This is a genomic window from Pseudanabaena sp. SR411 (assembly GCF_002251945.1).
In the GTDB taxonomy this organism is placed as follows: domain Bacteria; phylum Cyanobacteriota; class Cyanobacteriia; order Pseudanabaenales; family Pseudanabaenaceae; genus Pseudanabaena.
In genome coordinates this window covers 37,300-51,893 of record NZ_NDHW01000132.1, presented here as the reverse complement: position 1 = coordinate 51,893, position 14,594 = coordinate 37,300, and the positions used below count along the sequence as shown (strand labels likewise).

General features: G+C 41.9%; 15 protein-coding genes and 1 pseudogene. 6 read left to right on the top strand and 10 right to left on the bottom strand.

The features are described 5' to 3' along the window. The first annotated feature begins 50 nt into the window (after window positions 1–50). From B9G53_RS13985 to B9G53_RS13975, 3 genes and pseudogenes are all read left to right on the top strand, one after another. Window positions 51–947: a DUF6009 family protein gene (locus tag B9G53_RS13985; RefSeq protein WP_217901584.1), complete on the top strand. Its 897-nt coding sequence runs from the start codon at window positions 51–53 to the stop codon at window positions 945–947. A gap of 140 nt (window positions 948–1,087) precedes the next feature. Then, window positions 1,088–1,291 (top strand): hypothetical protein, encoded by a 204-nt coding sequence (locus B9G53_RS26825; protein WP_141211780.1) that lies wholly within the window; start codon window positions 1,088–1,090, stop codon window positions 1,289–1,291. Continuing rightward, window positions 1,285–1,449, top strand: a pseudogene (locus B9G53_RS13975) (type II toxin-antitoxin system VapC family toxin); the annotation flags it as partial. The gene B9G53_RS26825 and the pseudogene B9G53_RS13975, both read left to right, overlap by 7 nt. A 391-nt stretch (window positions 1,450–1,840) precedes the next feature. On the opposite strand, the gene B9G53_RS28065 reads toward B9G53_RS13975, so the two are convergent. Together B9G53_RS28065 and B9G53_RS13965 are read right to left on the bottom strand one after the other, a co-directional pair. Further along, a complete protein-coding gene (locus B9G53_RS28065; protein WP_217901583.1) occupies window positions 1,841–2,098 on the bottom strand; it encodes a type II toxin-antitoxin system VapC family toxin in 258 nt (85 codons plus the stop codon). Next, window positions 2,098–2,712 carry a hypothetical protein gene (locus tag B9G53_RS13965; protein WP_094533309.1) on the bottom strand — a complete coding sequence of 205 codons (615 nt, stop codon included), beginning with the start codon at window positions 2,710–2,712 and terminating at the stop codon, window positions 2,098–2,100. Before B9G53_RS13965 ends, B9G53_RS28065 begins: the two co-directional genes overlap by 1 nt. A 173-nt stretch (window positions 2,713–2,885) precedes the next feature. On the opposite strand from B9G53_RS13965, the gene B9G53_RS13960 reads away from it, so the two are divergent. Then, window positions 2,886–3,476 carry a type I restriction endonuclease gene (locus B9G53_RS13960; protein ID WP_094533307.1) on the top strand — a complete coding sequence of 197 codons (591 nt, stop codon included), beginning with the start codon at window positions 2,886–2,888 and terminating at the stop codon, window positions 3,474–3,476. A 400-nt stretch (window positions 3,477–3,876) separates the two neighbouring features. Here B9G53_RS13960 and B9G53_RS13955 read toward each other — a convergent pair whose 3' ends face one another. From B9G53_RS13955 to glgA, 3 genes are all read right to left on the bottom strand, one after another. Continuing rightward, a complete protein-coding gene (locus tag B9G53_RS13955) occupies window positions 3,877–4,299 on the bottom strand; it encodes a hypothetical protein (RefSeq protein WP_094533305.1) in 423 nt (140 codons plus the stop codon). Window positions 4,300–4,451: 152 nt separating this feature from the next. Then, a complete protein-coding gene (locus B9G53_RS13950) occupies window positions 4,452–5,336 on the bottom strand; it encodes a hypothetical protein (RefSeq protein ID WP_094533303.1) in 885 nt (294 codons plus the stop codon). A 252-nt stretch (window positions 5,337–5,588) separates the two neighbouring features. Beyond that, entirely contained in the window at window positions 5,589–6,965 is a 1,377-nt protein-coding gene (gene glgA / locus B9G53_RS13945; RefSeq protein WP_094533301.1) for a glycogen synthase GlgA, read from the bottom strand. Window positions 6,966–6,983: 18 nt separating this feature from the next. Here glgA and B9G53_RS27425 point away from each other — a divergent pair, with 18 nt between their 5' ends. Continuing rightward, window positions 6,984–7,139 carry a hypothetical protein gene (locus tag B9G53_RS27425; protein WP_176453215.1) on the top strand — a complete coding sequence of 52 codons (156 nt, stop codon included), beginning with the start codon at window positions 6,984–6,986 and terminating at the stop codon, window positions 7,137–7,139. A gap of 161 nt (window positions 7,140–7,300) precedes the next feature. Here B9G53_RS27425 and B9G53_RS13940 read toward each other — a convergent pair whose 3' ends face one another. Beyond that, window positions 7,301–9,640: a right-handed parallel beta-helix repeat-containing protein gene (locus B9G53_RS13940; RefSeq protein ID WP_094533299.1), complete on the bottom strand. Its 2,340-nt coding sequence runs from the start codon at window positions 9,638–9,640 to the stop codon at window positions 7,301–7,303. Window positions 9,641–9,778: 138 nt separating this feature from the next. After that, window positions 9,779–10,519 (bottom strand): response regulator transcription factor, encoded by a 741-nt coding sequence (locus tag B9G53_RS13935; RefSeq protein ID WP_094533363.1) that lies wholly within the window; start codon window positions 10,517–10,519, stop codon window positions 9,779–9,781. A gap of 300 nt (window positions 10,520–10,819) precedes the next feature. Here B9G53_RS13935 and sds point away from each other — a divergent pair, with 300 nt between their 5' ends. After that, window positions 10,820–11,803, top strand: a complete 984-nt coding sequence (gene sds, locus B9G53_RS13930) for a solanesyl diphosphate synthase (RefSeq protein WP_094533297.1) — start codon at window positions 10,820–10,822, stop codon at window positions 11,801–11,803. Between the two features lie 335 nt (window positions 11,804–12,138). Here the strand turns inward: sds and B9G53_RS13925 are convergent, their stop codons facing one another. The 3 genes from B9G53_RS13925 to B9G53_RS13915 are packed head-to-tail and all read right to left on the bottom strand — an operon-like array spanning window position 12,139 to window position 14,172. Beyond that, the gene (locus tag B9G53_RS13925; protein WP_094533295.1) at window positions 12,139–12,375 is read right to left on the bottom strand and encodes a DUF4351 domain-containing protein; all 237 of its coding nucleotides are present in this window, start codon (window positions 12,373–12,375) and stop codon (window positions 12,139–12,141) included. 37 nt (window positions 12,376–12,412) lie between these two features. Continuing rightward, on the bottom strand, window positions 12,413–13,228 hold the full coding sequence (locus tag B9G53_RS13920) for a sulfurtransferase (RefSeq protein ID WP_094533293.1): 816 nt from the start codon (window positions 13,226–13,228) through the stop codon (window positions 12,413–12,415). A 17-nt stretch (window positions 13,229–13,245) separates the two neighbouring features. Then, complete coding sequence (locus tag B9G53_RS13915) at window positions 13,246–14,172, bottom strand: NAD(P)H-dependent glycerol-3-phosphate dehydrogenase (protein WP_094533291.1); 927 nt, start codon at window positions 14,170–14,172, stop codon at window positions 13,246–13,248. Between the last annotated feature and the right edge of the window lie 422 nt (window positions 14,173–14,594).

Here is a 14,594-nt window from a genome sequence, read left to right as displayed (position 1 = left end):
CGCCCCTTTCTTTTGCTAATTAATAAGCAATACCATTTTGTTTAAAAATCATGAAAAGCAATTCTTCGCAACAAACCGATAATTACTTACAATACGAAGAAAAGATTGTTTGGCTTAAGGATGTAGAAAAATATCCATGGGTTCGAGTTTCCGAACCTTTCTACCATAAACAAAAAGGTCTTTCCGAATCTAAACTAAAAGAGTTTTCACGTAATGGAGAAATTGTTGTTGGTTATGCAGATCTTTCAGAAGATGCTCCGTCAATGGAGCAAATAAAAGGGGTCAGAAAACACTTCAAAAGACGTATTTTTATTGTTCAGAAATCTGACTATGAAGTTTATGATAAACGTGAAGATTCCCCTTTAGAAGCTGTCATTACTAAAAGTTTAGAACCTAAACTTAAAGGAGTACCTCAAAGCCAACATTTATCATATTCGGAATACTTAAAAAACAAGACTGAAGTCGAAGTCAATATAGTTCTTCCCGATGAAGAAATTACTACAATTTTTCCTGATGAAGAAATCATAGCTAGTTCTCCTGATGAAGAAACTGATAATATTATCTCTGGCGGAGAGATTACTGCTATTTTCCCTGATGAAATAGATTCAACACAAGAGTTTCGTGAGGGTTCCATACGCCAGATTTTAGTCAATGCCTATGAAAGAGATCCAAAAGCGCGACAAAAATGTATCGATTATTACGGGGTGAGTTGCTCAGTTTGTGATTTTAACTTTGGTCAAATGTTTGGAGAATTGGGGGAAGGTTTTATCCATGTTCATCATTTGCGACCTATTTCAGAAATTGGAGAAGAGTATGTAGTTGATCCCATTGAAGATTTACGTCCTGTTTGTCCAAACTGTCACGCAATGATTCATCGACGCTCACCACCACTGAGCATTCAGGAAATTAAGGATTTACTGCGATTCCCAAACAAATATCTGAGCTAAGATAGCACTTACATAGAAGAGTCAATACCTATACTTTTTGAAGACTATTTCGACTTTCTCAGTCCAGATGACATCCACATTAAAGTTCATCGTATTGGCATCCAAGATGTTATCAAAAAATATCCATAGGAAGTAAGACAATGCAAACAATCCAAACGACAGCCCAAGTTGATGAAAAAGGCATACTCCAAATACAACTTCCCGAACATTCAGGAGAAAAACTAGATATTTTATTGGTGTATCAAATTGTTCAGAAGACTCAAAAGCGCCGATGGTCACAACGATTTCTGAGTACATTTGGATCATGGCAAGGAGAACTGTTGGAAAGAGACCCACAGCCCTAATTGGCGGAATAATACGCGCCAAATTACAAAAGCTGAGAACTCCGATTGGAAGCTATGATTTACAGATCGCTGCGATCGCTTTAGCCAATGATATTATCCTTGTAACCCATAACACTAGAGAATTTGAGCGTGTTGAAGGATTAAAACTTGAAGATTAGCAAGAATAAAGGTTTCCTCTCATTTCTTGAAAATATATCTATTTGACGGAGGTGGCGATCACCTTCAAAATACAGGCACAGCCCTATCAAGAATGGTTAAAAAAGAACCTTTAGAAGCGATCGTAAGACTGCGATCGCATAGAGAGCAGGCAAAAAAAGAACTTTTACTCATTTCATGAAGATACGTTTTTTACTTGATGAAAACCTCTCACCAACATTAAAGATAAACTTCAATTTATTTATCTCTCAATAAAGCAATAAAACCTTCCTGTTGGAAATGATGATCGTGGGTCAGCACTTGATCAATCTCCTTTTCCTTCATAATCACCATCGAAGCACAATCCGTGAGGCTATATTGCTTATCTGGTCGTTGTCTGTAATATTGACAAGCCTACTCAAACAATTCACTAGATTGCGGGATAATCTCAACGTTGGAATCGGATCGTAAATCATCTAGAACATTTAGAACCATCTGCCGAAAAAATTTCCCTCTAGTACAGAACGCATTTAGCAATTCAGTCAAAACCATTTCGCTGGTTACTTGTTGATAACCGTCTAAAGACCGTGATACAGTTTTTGCCTTTTCATGTCGATCATCAGTAGGTTCAAGAATTGCAATTAGATAAGATGTATCAACAAATACTCTCATTATTCTTCTTTCTTTGCACCATACATATAATGCTCAAAGTTGCGAGACAAGTCTGTTGGTAGTTTTGCCCACTCCTCATCTGGAACTTGCCGACCGATTTCGACAAGGCGCACCCATAAAGGTGGTTTCTCTTCCCCGAAACTAGCGATTACAATATCAAAATATTCTGAGGCTTCTTTAGAGAGTTCACCATCATCAATTAAAGCGATCGCCGCATTTTTGATTAGCTTAATCAACCGAACAACAAAGAAAGGCAAAATATTGAGAGCAGTATAAACTTCCTTCAAACCATTCAAACATCGATCCAAAACAGATGAATCCTTAGCTAATATTGCATAGCTAATGTAACGGAGAATAACCCAACAATCAGGAAAATCAGGAATATAGGAAGCGGATTGATATGTGGAGATAAGGTATTCTAAGTAGCTATATTCACTAGCTAAAGACTTTAAAGCATCAGTAACGAGGTTGTTAGCATTGACTGTAATTTTTTGAGCCGTTGCAGATCTAATCGAACTTGCTTGCACAATTTTTTGGAAAGATGCAAAATCTTGATGACTGAATACATCACTTTTAGCTTCTATGTTATCTATAGTTGGTAAAGCATTCGTCATTGATTTGCCCTCTTTCAAAAAATCAAATCATCAAAAAGTTTTGCAATCTTTTTCTGTGAGTATTATAGCAACCCATTCAAAGGATAGACAGTAAAGTGATCGCAAAAATTTCTTCCCGCAAATTTCTTAGGCAACCTGTAAAATAGCAATATTGATGAGCTGACAATACTCTTATGGCTGTCACATTACCTATTTCTAAAACTATTTTGTCTGTAGCGGATGTTGAAGACAAATTTCAACTGTTTCCTTGCACCGCACCTACATTTTTTAGAGAGTGGCAGGACAATTTACCAGAACTCAACGAGATTGAAAAAGCTGCACTTGATCGCCTATTAGTAAGATTTGCAGCCCATAGAAGGCGAAGGCGTGGCATTTTAGCCGAAGGTGCTGTTGACAAGCTCATGATCTCGCCATTGCTAGATTTAGTAGGATTTTATGAGCCTGAATACGAGGTGCGAACTGAAGAATCAGTTGAATTTGCACTAGAAAGTGATGAAGAAGTTTTACGCGGTAGAATTGACACCTTAATTGTGCGAGATTGCTTTTGGATATTAGTGATTGAAGTAAAACGCACGATTATGGCTTCATTAGCAATGCCACAAGCTTTGTCATATATGTGTAACCTACAACATGGTATTCCATCGTTTGGAATGATCACAAATGGTGATGAGTTTATTTTTCTGAAGGCGATCGCTCAGCCAACGCCACTCTACAGTGCTTCGCGATCGTATTCTATATTTTCCCTACTGGCAGTCAAGATTTAGTCGAAGTGTTCCGTGTCTTAAAAAAGATTAAGAATCTTCAGAAGTAATCGCAAGATCGCGATCGCATAGAGAACAGACAAAAAATGTTATGCATCTCATGAAAATGCGCTTTTTACTCGACAAAAACCTCTCACCAGCATTGATGAAAAATCTTAATCTATTTATAGCAATGTAATACCAATTCACAAAAGTGTGGCTACACTTTTGTGAATTAAAAACCAAACCCAGTAAGGGTTTTAAAAACACAAAATGGCGTAGCCATTTTGTGTTTTGGTATAAGTTTTGCTTAGGACATCAAACCCAAAAGATGAGTGGTGGCGCGAAGCGCCACCACTCATCTTTTGGGTTTTGATTATACTTTGCCAATGTCATCAAACTGTAATCACATTCTGTAATCACATTATTTACGATTGAAAACTTCTAAGGTTTGACGGCTAAACTCGCGCAAATTTTCAATTCCATCTTCCATTGGCATCTTATCGCCAAAAAATTGCCAGTTATCCACCGTCGAGAAGCGCCAGCATTCGCCCTTATAGTCATGTCCACTTGCCTCAATCCCGATCGCTCGCAAATCTCCATCGACAGGATCTTCGTACAGTCGAATTTGGAAGAGAATGCTGCGAACCTTGAGCCGCCAACTTACCCCTGGGAAATGGAAGCCGACATCAATCGAGTCTGGATCGAGTAGTCTGCGTGTATCGGAATTATTTAGCCAAGGTTTCAAATCAGAGCGTGCAGCAGGGTAAATAGCTTTAAACAAATTGACAATCGTGGCGATTTTGGTCGCTACTTCGACATTTCTAGCTTGTTCAGCAGCATTCACAGGTCATACCCTCACATAAAACCTACAAAACCAATATTTATCAGCTTGTAATTGCTGATTTTAGCATCTGCCAACAATAAACTTTATTAACTCGCGATCGCTGTAGCAATTCTGACTATAAAGCCAATTTGAGGGATTTGCTGCGAAATCCCTCAATTGCTTCTGGTAGGGACTAAATCAGGAATAGACTCAAAGTTTGGCAGTACAGACGGATCAAGACTTAAGCGATCAAGTAATTTGGCAAACTCCTTACAGCACTGGGCTGAGCTTTGCAAGATTTGCTTTTGCGAGAACTTGATCATAATCCAGCCTGAATCTACTAAAAAGCGATCGGCAAGGTCATTTTGCATCACATTTGCTGCACTTTCCGAAGGCGCACTAATCTCGATCGCAATATGCACATTCAACGCAGGATCAATATAGGTCAAAGCAGGAACCCAATCATGATTAATACTAGGAATATAAATCTTGACACCTTGATAGAGAGTTCCCGATAAATACCGTTGAAGGGTCATACCAAAATCATAAATAGCCGATTGATCTCGATCCGCAGGGTTAAGACTCTTGGTTAAGGCGATCGCATTTTCGGCAGTTGGAATCTTTGCAAAGAACTTCTGAAATTGCTGATGGCGAAACTCAAGGATACGTTCAGGCGCGTGGGCGATCGCCAATTGTTGCTGATAACTCACCTCTTCGCGGGAATAAGCTTCTAGCTTTGTAAAGTAGTTTTGTAGAGTGTTTTGGTAAGTTTGGTAACGTCTTTTGTAAGACAGAAACTGAAATCTAATCCGCAGGACAATTGCTACTGTTCCAACAATAAGCATCATTATTCCTAATTCTTTAGCGAACGCGGTTACCAGTGCTACTAAGACAATTAGCCCCAAGCTCAAGGCGATCGCTTCTTGAATTTGAATCGGTGTTGGCTGTTGATTAGAGGGCAAACTTGGTAATGCCATACTTAGCTTAGGCGCAACAGGTTTAGACTGAGCAATGCGCTGCACTTCTGGAGGGATAAGAATAATAGGAAACTGACGCATTGATAGATTGCCTGAAAGATTGATTAAATTTAATTCAAGGTAATTCTTACAGTGCTTTGAGAGATTTGCAAGCCGCTAACGAGAGGGGCGCATAGCGCCCCCTCTTTATCTAGACATTAATATACTTGATGCACCAAATCTCTAGCCCCCCCTCTAACTCTCCTTTGGAAGAGGGAGAACTTAGACTCCCTTCTCAGGGGGGGCTGAGGGGGGTGAAAAATTTGCATGTGCGTCAGTTATTAATGCCTTTATCTAGGCGTTATCTAGCCCAGGGATAGAACGGTATAGCTGGATATACTTCTCGGCGGAAGCTTGCCAACTGAAGTTGTTATTCATGCCACGTTGTTGTAATAAACGCCATGCATCGGTGTAGCGATAGCTTTCCCAAGCACGTACCATGCAGGTATACATATCCAAAGGCTCATAGCGATCGAAGCTAAAGCCCGTACCTGTCTGCCCAATTGGATCATGGAAGGAAACAGTATCTACCAATCCACCAGTACGACGGACAATCGGTACACAACCATAGCGCAGTGCAATTAGTTGGCTCAGTCCACATGGCTCAAAACGACTAGGCATCAAAAAGGCATCGGAACCAGCATAAACACGGTGGGAAAGTGCTGAATTAAATAAGATCTGTGCCGACATACGACCTGGGTAACGGGACGCGATTTGCCAGAGTTGCGATTCGTAATAACGCTCACCTGTTCCTAAAACTACAAATTGAGCATCGGTGTAGGCTAAGTAACGTTCGAGAGTTTGTAGTAGTAGATCAATACCTTTTTGTTCTACCAAACGTCCGACCATGCCAATCAAGAAAGTCGCAGGATTTACGGCTAGTCCTAACTCTTTTTGCAAAGCAATTTTATTTGCCATGCGATCGTCAAGGGTTTCTACAGAATAGTTCTGCACCAAAGATTGATCGGTGGCAGGATTTTCTAGTTCGGTATCGATACCATTTAAAATACCCCAAGGCTTCAGGAACGATAGTAAACCTTCTAAACCTTCCCCATAGGTGGGTGTACAAATTTGCTGGGCATAGGTTGGGGATACAGTATTTACGCGATCGGCATACTTTATACCTGCTGCCATCGTGTTGTGGGCATCCATATACCAAGGAGTCCAAGTAATTTTATCGAGGAACCATTTCCAAGGTCCTTGATAGGCTAAGTTATGAATCGTGAATACTGTGCCAATGTCAGAGACTTGGTGCATCCACACAGGAATCATCCCCGTGTGCCAATCATGACAGTGAATAATATTTGGCTTCCAATAGTTCCATGCAAATTCCGCAACGGCATTGGCAAACATCGTGAACCGCCAATCTTCATCTTCACCGCCATACACACGGGCAGGAATAAATGATCCATGCCCCATTAAGTACAAGGGGACATCCGTACCTGGTAATACTGTCTCAAAAATATCAAACTCCTGAAACATGGCATAGCCTTTCCATTTCCATTCAGGGTTTTCCTTGAGTTTGTCTGGGATTACGCCGTAGTAAGGCATGATGATCCGCACGTCATGTCCCATCTTCTTGAGAATCGGCGGGAGTGCACCCACCACATCTCCCATGCCACCAACTTTGGCAAGAGGTGCAACTTCAGCCGCCGCAAATAAAATTTTCATTTGTTGATCATTACTCGTATGTCAGGCTATCTAAATTATTTTCAGGCATATAGCGATCGCTATAGCAGCAATTTTTACAAGCATGGCTTGAGAGACAAAAAAGAAACCTTACACAGTGGGGTTTCTTTTGATGATGGGCGAGATCGCTACAGCAGTAATTTCTACAAGCTATAGCAATGTAAGAATAGCTAGGACAAATCAAAACCCAAAAGATGAATGGCAGCGATTCGCGCCGCCATTCATCTTTTGGGTTTTATGTCCTAAGCAAAACTTACGTTGCTATACAATTCACCAAACAAAAAGAAAACCCACAAAGCGGGTTTTCTTTTTGTTTGCTAAGGAAATGTGCAAGCCGCATTAGGAATTTGCACAGTATTACTTTGGACTCTGTATTTACTTGCAGTACCTGTATTACCTCTAGCTGTTAGTTCAGTTACCAATGTTGGACTGGGATTTCCAGTATTGATTGCGGTGGTTAACCCTGCTAGTTGCAATGTTGAAGTACCATCCTCCCGACGGAAGAGATAATCTAGACTAGAAGTAGGATTATTGAGCTTATTGCCCTCAAATCTCACGCAAAGGGTAGCCGTCCCATGAGTACGCATGGTTACAGCCGAAGCATCTTCATTGCCAGTCTCTGTATTGGTGAGGTTGTTATTTAAAACTGCTGCCCTCACCGATGGATTATTGAGGACCACTGCGGGATCGACATCGGCTGGATTGCCGAGGCGTACTTGGATGCCTGCACCACGAACATTGCTGATGTTGTTATTAGCAATCGTGGTAGTCGCGATCGCACCATTCACAGCACCAAAGCTAATGCCCTTATTCACAATATTATCGAGGGTATTATTCGTAATATTGACAGTGGCATTGGCAAAATTACCCAAGTTAATATCGATACCATCTGCCCCATCAAGAGCGCCTGTAATATTTTTAACCGTATTACCCGTGATATTTACAGTTGCATTGGCAGTCGCAGTACAAGCAGGCAAATCAGCATAGACACGACAGAGACTAAACTCGATTCCGTCGATTTCGACAATACCTACGGTAGCGGTATTGTCTCTGACGATGTTGTTGGAGATCGTCAGATCGACATTGCCTGTGTTATTACGAACGAGAATACCTGCTTCCACATTGGTTTGAGTGTTGGGCTGGATCGTATTAACGACCGTGTTACCCGAAATTACAGCTTTACCAGTGATATTATCTAGACGAATGCCTTCAGCGATCGCATTGTTAACTTGGTTATTCAAAACATTGGTATTGCCGCTCGCACCAATCAACACAATCCCGCGACCCGAAGTGCCGACACCTGTAGTCGATGGAGCCGTGATCGTGACGATATTAGAAGCGATCGTCGGATTGATATTATTATTGCCGATAATCCCTGCACCCGCACCCGTTGCCACATTTTTATTAATCGCAAAACCAATCAAAGCTTGATTTGTACCAGCCGTTGCCAAGGTCACAGTATCGGTAATGACTGGGAAAACGCCAGTATTAGAAGGTAACGGTAAACTTGGAAGAGTTGTGCCACCAACAAGACTAGCAAGATTAATCGTCGCTGGTGCGCTGGAAATCACGCGCACTTGGTCAGGAATGGTAAAGCCGCCCAAGGTTGGAGCCGCCGAACCTGCTGGCACATGGGCAAACACAATGCCATCTGAGCCTAACGCCCCTGCATTTGCTACAGCATTCGCAAAGTTGGCATAACTTACGACATTGGGATTTCCCTCCAAACCTGAAGTATTATCGGCAACAACAAAAAAGCTGTAGGGACGACCCGTAGCAGGATTAGTCGCAATTACTTGATCGCGGACAACTTGATTCTCGATCATGACTGAGCCATTTCGCGCCACCGACTCATTCATGCGATCCAACAAAGTTGGGGGCTTCGATGATGGACTGTTGCCAATATTCACGCCAATATTAAAAAGAATGCTAGTGCCGAAAACACGGTCATTCTGAACTGAAATCCCCGCATTAATTAGACTGCCATAATATCCAAATCCACCCCGAATCCCTAACGCCCCAGCGCTATTTGCCGCCGTATAAAAATACGTACCTGCGTAAGGACGCAAATAGCCATCGAGTCCTTCGATATTAACGATTGTGCCAGCTTCGACATCCACTCCTCCCATTGCGGCATCAATACGACGATCGCGATCGACCCCAAACTGATTGCCAATAAATTTGCCCGAACCCAGTAAGGTCTCGCCTAACTGCACGGTACTCTGACCAACAGGCATATAAGCATTAAGACGCAAGTCAAATGTCTCAGCAAAAAATTCTAGCCCTGCGGAAACCTGTTGAAAAAAACGCGCCCCCGTATCACGGTTGTCGTAGGCAATATAGCCACCCAGAATATGCTTAGCAGCTTCATCAAGCGATCGATAGCCCACAATCAAATTAGAGCCAATCTTGCCATTGTTAAAAATCCTCACTTGAGGCGTGACATAAAAAAAGTTGTCGGGAGTTTGATTGAGCGGAATTCGTAATCCAACGTTAGTATTGCCATCGATACCAGCACCACTGCCGTTGTAGCGGAGTTGAGCATCTAAGGGAAATGGACTAGTTTGACTGAAGGCTTCCGATGCAAACCCTAGACCTATGCATACTAAGGATAAACAACAAGGTTTAAAGATTCTAGATACTGATATTTTACGCATAGCCCTGACGATCTATCTCTCTATAGGAAAATCCACACTTTCCTATTCTGAAAGGTAAGGGCTTAAAAGCCATGTGTTGCCTAACACTTGGCTTTATAGAAATAAAAAAAAGAACTTGCGAAACAAGTTCTTTTTGGTTTATTCAGCGATCGCCCCTTCGTCTGGATGGTTATCATCGTCTTTGGGAAGCTCCAAGCAATAGCCAGCACCATATACAGTTTTAATATATTTAGGATGCCGAGGATCTGGTTCTAACTTGGTGCGTAAATGTCGAATATGCACCCGAATAGTTTCGATATCATCATCGGGTTCATAGCCCCAGACTTCTTTGAGAATCTCACTAGGCGATACTGTCTGACCATGACGCTGTAACAGACAATGCAATAACTCAAACTCTAAATGAGTCAACTTGACGGTCTTATTAAACCAAATCGCCTCAAAGCGCTCAGGCACAAGTGTCAGCGAACCAAAGATTAAAATTTCACCATGCTTAGCAGTGTCAATAATCCGATTTGTCCGCCGTAGCAACGCACGGACTCGCGCTAGCATCTCTTCAAGCTCAAAGGGCTTGGTCAGATAGTCATCTGCGCCAGCATTAAATCCTTCGACCTTATCTTGGGTCTGCCCCATAGCCGTCAGCATCATCACAGGAATTTCTTTAGTCCGTTCATCACGGCGCAATCTTTGACAGACTGTAAACCCATCTACTCTAGGCAGCATCAAGTCAAGAATGATCATATCTGGCATCAATTGAATGGCAAGCGCTTGTCCTTTGATGCCATCACTCGCTTGACTAACTTGATATCCAGCATGTTCGAGGTTCAGCGTCACCATTTCAGAGATTATCGGATCATCATCGATCAAGAGCAGCCTAGGCATCATTAGTCAAAGTTCCATCTATACGATTGGATTACGATTTGTTAAATAATATATATCATTGCGATACATAACGAGTAAAGGTTATGAAGTGCGTTATCCCTACTCACTGATACTTATAGCGATCGCCAAAAAATTTCTGGCTAAAGGAGTAGTAGGTACAGAGTATCAGCCGTTTGCAGTCGTTTGAATGATGATGACCATAAAAACAAACTAAGTCGGACTTTAACTCTTACAACATTACTCATACAATATATGAAGATATGTAAAAATCGATTTAATATTTAATACTGGTTTATTCGCATGAGCCTTCCAACTACTTCTGTCACCGAACTTTTTGCACCAGTCAAAGATGACTTGCGTATGCTCACGGATAATCTGAAGCAGTTGGTTGGGGCAAGACATCCAATTTTGTATGCTGCTGCTGAGCATTTGTTTGAAGCTAAAGGCAAGAGTATGCGCCCCGCACTTGTCTTATTGGCTTCACGGGCGACCATGAGCGATCGCGATATTACCTCACGCCATCGCCGCCTTGCGGAGATCACGGAAATGATCCACACTGCAAGTCTGGTGCATGACGATGTGATTGACTCGGCTGATTTACGGCGCGGTATGCCCACTGTGAATAGCAGTTTTGGTAATCGCATTGCAGTATTAGCAGGAGACTTTCTGTTTGCTCAAGCATCTTGGTATCTTGCCAATTTGGATCATCTGGAAGTCGTTAAGCTTTTGTCAAAGGTGATCACTGATTTTGCCGAGGGTGAAATTCGGCAGAGCTTGACTGCGTTTGATAGTAGTTTGACCTTAGAGGATTATCTAGAAAAAAGTTTTTATAAGACGGCTTCGTTGATGGCAGGTAGTGCTAAGGCGGCGGGGGTGTTGAGTGGTGTTAGTCAAGTACAGGCTGAGCAATTATTTAACTTTGGTAAGCATTTTGGCATTGCCTTTCAAGTTGTCGATGACATTCTTGATTTCACCAGTTCCACTGAGACTTTAGGTAAACCTGCTGGCTCTGACCTCAAGCAAGGTAATTTGACAGCACCAGTGTTATTTGCGATAGAGGAATATCCACAGTTGCGCGGCTTGATTGAGAGAGAGTTTAGTGAAGTGGATGATCTCGATAAGGCTCTAGAACTAGTGAATAAAAGTGAAGGTATTTCGCGATCGCGTGATTTAGCAAAGAGTCATGTTAAGTCTGCGCTAACGGCGATCGAGTGGTTGCCATCTTCTGCGCCTAAGCACTCTCTTATTGGCTTAACCAACTACGTTTTAGATCGTTTGTATTAAGAGGATCTCGCTATACTCATAAGTGCCATAGGCTTATTTATCGCGGTTAACCAAATTGGCTATGCGACTGAAGAGTTGTATTGCATATCAATCACGGGTTAATCAAAAAAGAAAGAAGTGAGAAACAAGAAGCATAGGAGTTTAACCCATGCAAATTACCACTGAAATACCCGATAAACTCAGCAACATCATCCAAAACAAAGGGAAACTCTCTAATGGTTTCTATTATTGAAGTACTAGGGCTATACGTCCAACATGACACGCCATTCTAAATCCCATATATCCAGAAGTCGACTGAGCAGCAAAATAGGAACAATGGTTTGCAGAATCTGAAACTATTTCTTCTTGCTAAACCAAAGTTCCAAATTTGCAAGACTGTGAAAATCCAAAATCGCTTCAGCAAGACTCTCTAGACGAGGGATATGTAACCGTGTAATTCTTGTATGTAGCTTTGGTGGCAAAGTCCAAAACTTGTGGGTCAACAATCTTAAAACAATCGCCACTAACCCTTCCTTGCGACCTTCTTGAAGCCCCTCCTGCAAAATTTCTTGATATGTCACAGATTCACGCATGATATCTCTCCTCAAAATTTTCTTAATGATATTTTCTTTATTTTAAATAGGAACACCAGTCGCTCCAACTTCCTGCATAGAGTCTGCCAGTCTCAATTTCTGCCAATTTCAGCGATAGCAAATTTACGCAAGCCGTTACACCTGAGCCACAATAGACGATCGCTTCTTGAGCATTTTTTACATCTTGCCAGCGATCGCTTTGATTCTCAATTACAAAACCCTGATCATTGGTAACTTCCATCCAAGGATAATTGACTGCACCTTCGATATGACCAGCGATCGGGTCGATCGGTTCACGCTCACCTCGATAGCGATCGCCTTCTCGCGAATCAATTAAAACTACTTCTGGCAGATCTTTGCGAGACTTCACCGTTTCGATATCAACGACTAATTCAGGTTGGAATCTAGGAATAAACTTCCCAATTCTATCGTCAGGTATTGCGGAACTAGTTGCATAATTCTGAGCTTTCCATCCTGCAAAGCCCCCATCTAAAACTGCTACTTGCTCATGTCCCATATAGCGTAAAAGCCACCAAAGTCTTGAAGCAAAAGCAAATCGTGAGTCATCATAGGCAACCACCATAGTTCCGCTTGAATTTATACCTATTTGCGAAAGCTTTTTGGCAAGTTTGTCAAAATCGGGCAGAGGATGTCTACCGCCGTGTTTTTGAACGGGACTAGACAAGTCAAGATTGAGATCAAGATAATAAGCGCCTTCGATGTGGTTCTCTTGATATTGCTTACGACCTAGTTCTCTATCCATTAACGAAAATCGACAATCTACTACAACCACCTGTGGATCGTGAAGATGATCGTGGAGCCATTTAGCAGAAACAATATGCAGATTATTCATGGTTTTAAGATAAGTATCTAATTCTCTGGTTTGAGGTCGCGTTCCATTAATCCTTCAACGGCTTGTTGTAATGTAATTTCTCCTTGCAGTAAACGATAAACATAACGTGATACAGGTACGCTAATTTTTTCGCGATCGCTAATTTCGATTAACACATTAGCTGTATTTACACCTTCAGCCGTACCTTGCACATTCGCGATCGCCTCCTCTAGACTCAGTCCCTGCGCGATCGCATAGCCCACTTGATAATTCCGACTGAGATTGCTATTGCAAGTTGCTAAGAGATCGCCTAAGCCCGACAATCCCCAAAATGTTTCAGGTTGCGCCCCAAAGTAAACACCAACGCGAATAATTTCAATCAGAGATCGCGTGATTAGGGCTGATTTGGCATTTGTACCAAGGTTTAAGCCATCACAAGCTCCAACGGCGATCGCAATCACATTTTTGAGTGTACCGCCCAATTCCACACCAATGGGATCGGAATTTGTGTAGACCCTGAAATTTCTGGATGCAAAAATATTTTGAATAAATTGGGCGGCGGATGCATCGGTACTTGCCACCACCGTCGCCGCAGGTTGTCCCATCATAATTTCTTTAGAAAGATTCGGTCCCGATAACACTACAAGCGGATGATCGGGAAGTAGCGATCGCCAAATTTGTGATGGGGTTTGTCTAGTAACTGGCTCCAGTCCCTTAGTGGCACTGACTAAAACTGTATGGGGCTGAAATTTTGCTGTTTGTAATTTTTCGGCGATCGCCCGTACCCCTTTGATCGATACTGCGGAGATGATGGCATCACTATTACTAACCATTTCTGCTAGAGATGATTGACTTTGGCGAGACCAAATTTGCACATGATGCTGATTAGTTTGTACTAGAGTTGCGAGTGCCGATCCCCATGCACCAGAGCCAATGATCGTCACATTTTTTAAGTCTGATTTCATGTTTTCGGTAGTAGTTGGACAGCAATTGCCATAGTGCTTAAACTCAACCCAGAAAGAATTTAAAAACGTTGTCAAGCAACGTTTTTAAATTCTTTCTGGGTAGTTATACCAATTCACGAAAGTGTTGTCACACTTTCGTGAATTAAAAGCCAAACCCCGTAAGGGTTTTTAAAACACAAAATAGCGTATCCATTTTGTGTTTTGGTATTAATTGGTCGAGATTTACAGTGATAAGGGATCGGCGACTTAATAAAGAACCCGTTTTTATGATGGGCGGCAAAGCCACCCATCATAAAAGTCAATCACTAGCAAAAACAAGACTAGAAGCCAGACTCCAGATCACGACGGTGATATAATAACGTGTAGAAGCCTCTCAAGCACTAAAACCCTTGCTAGATAGATATTGATCGTCTTTAATTATC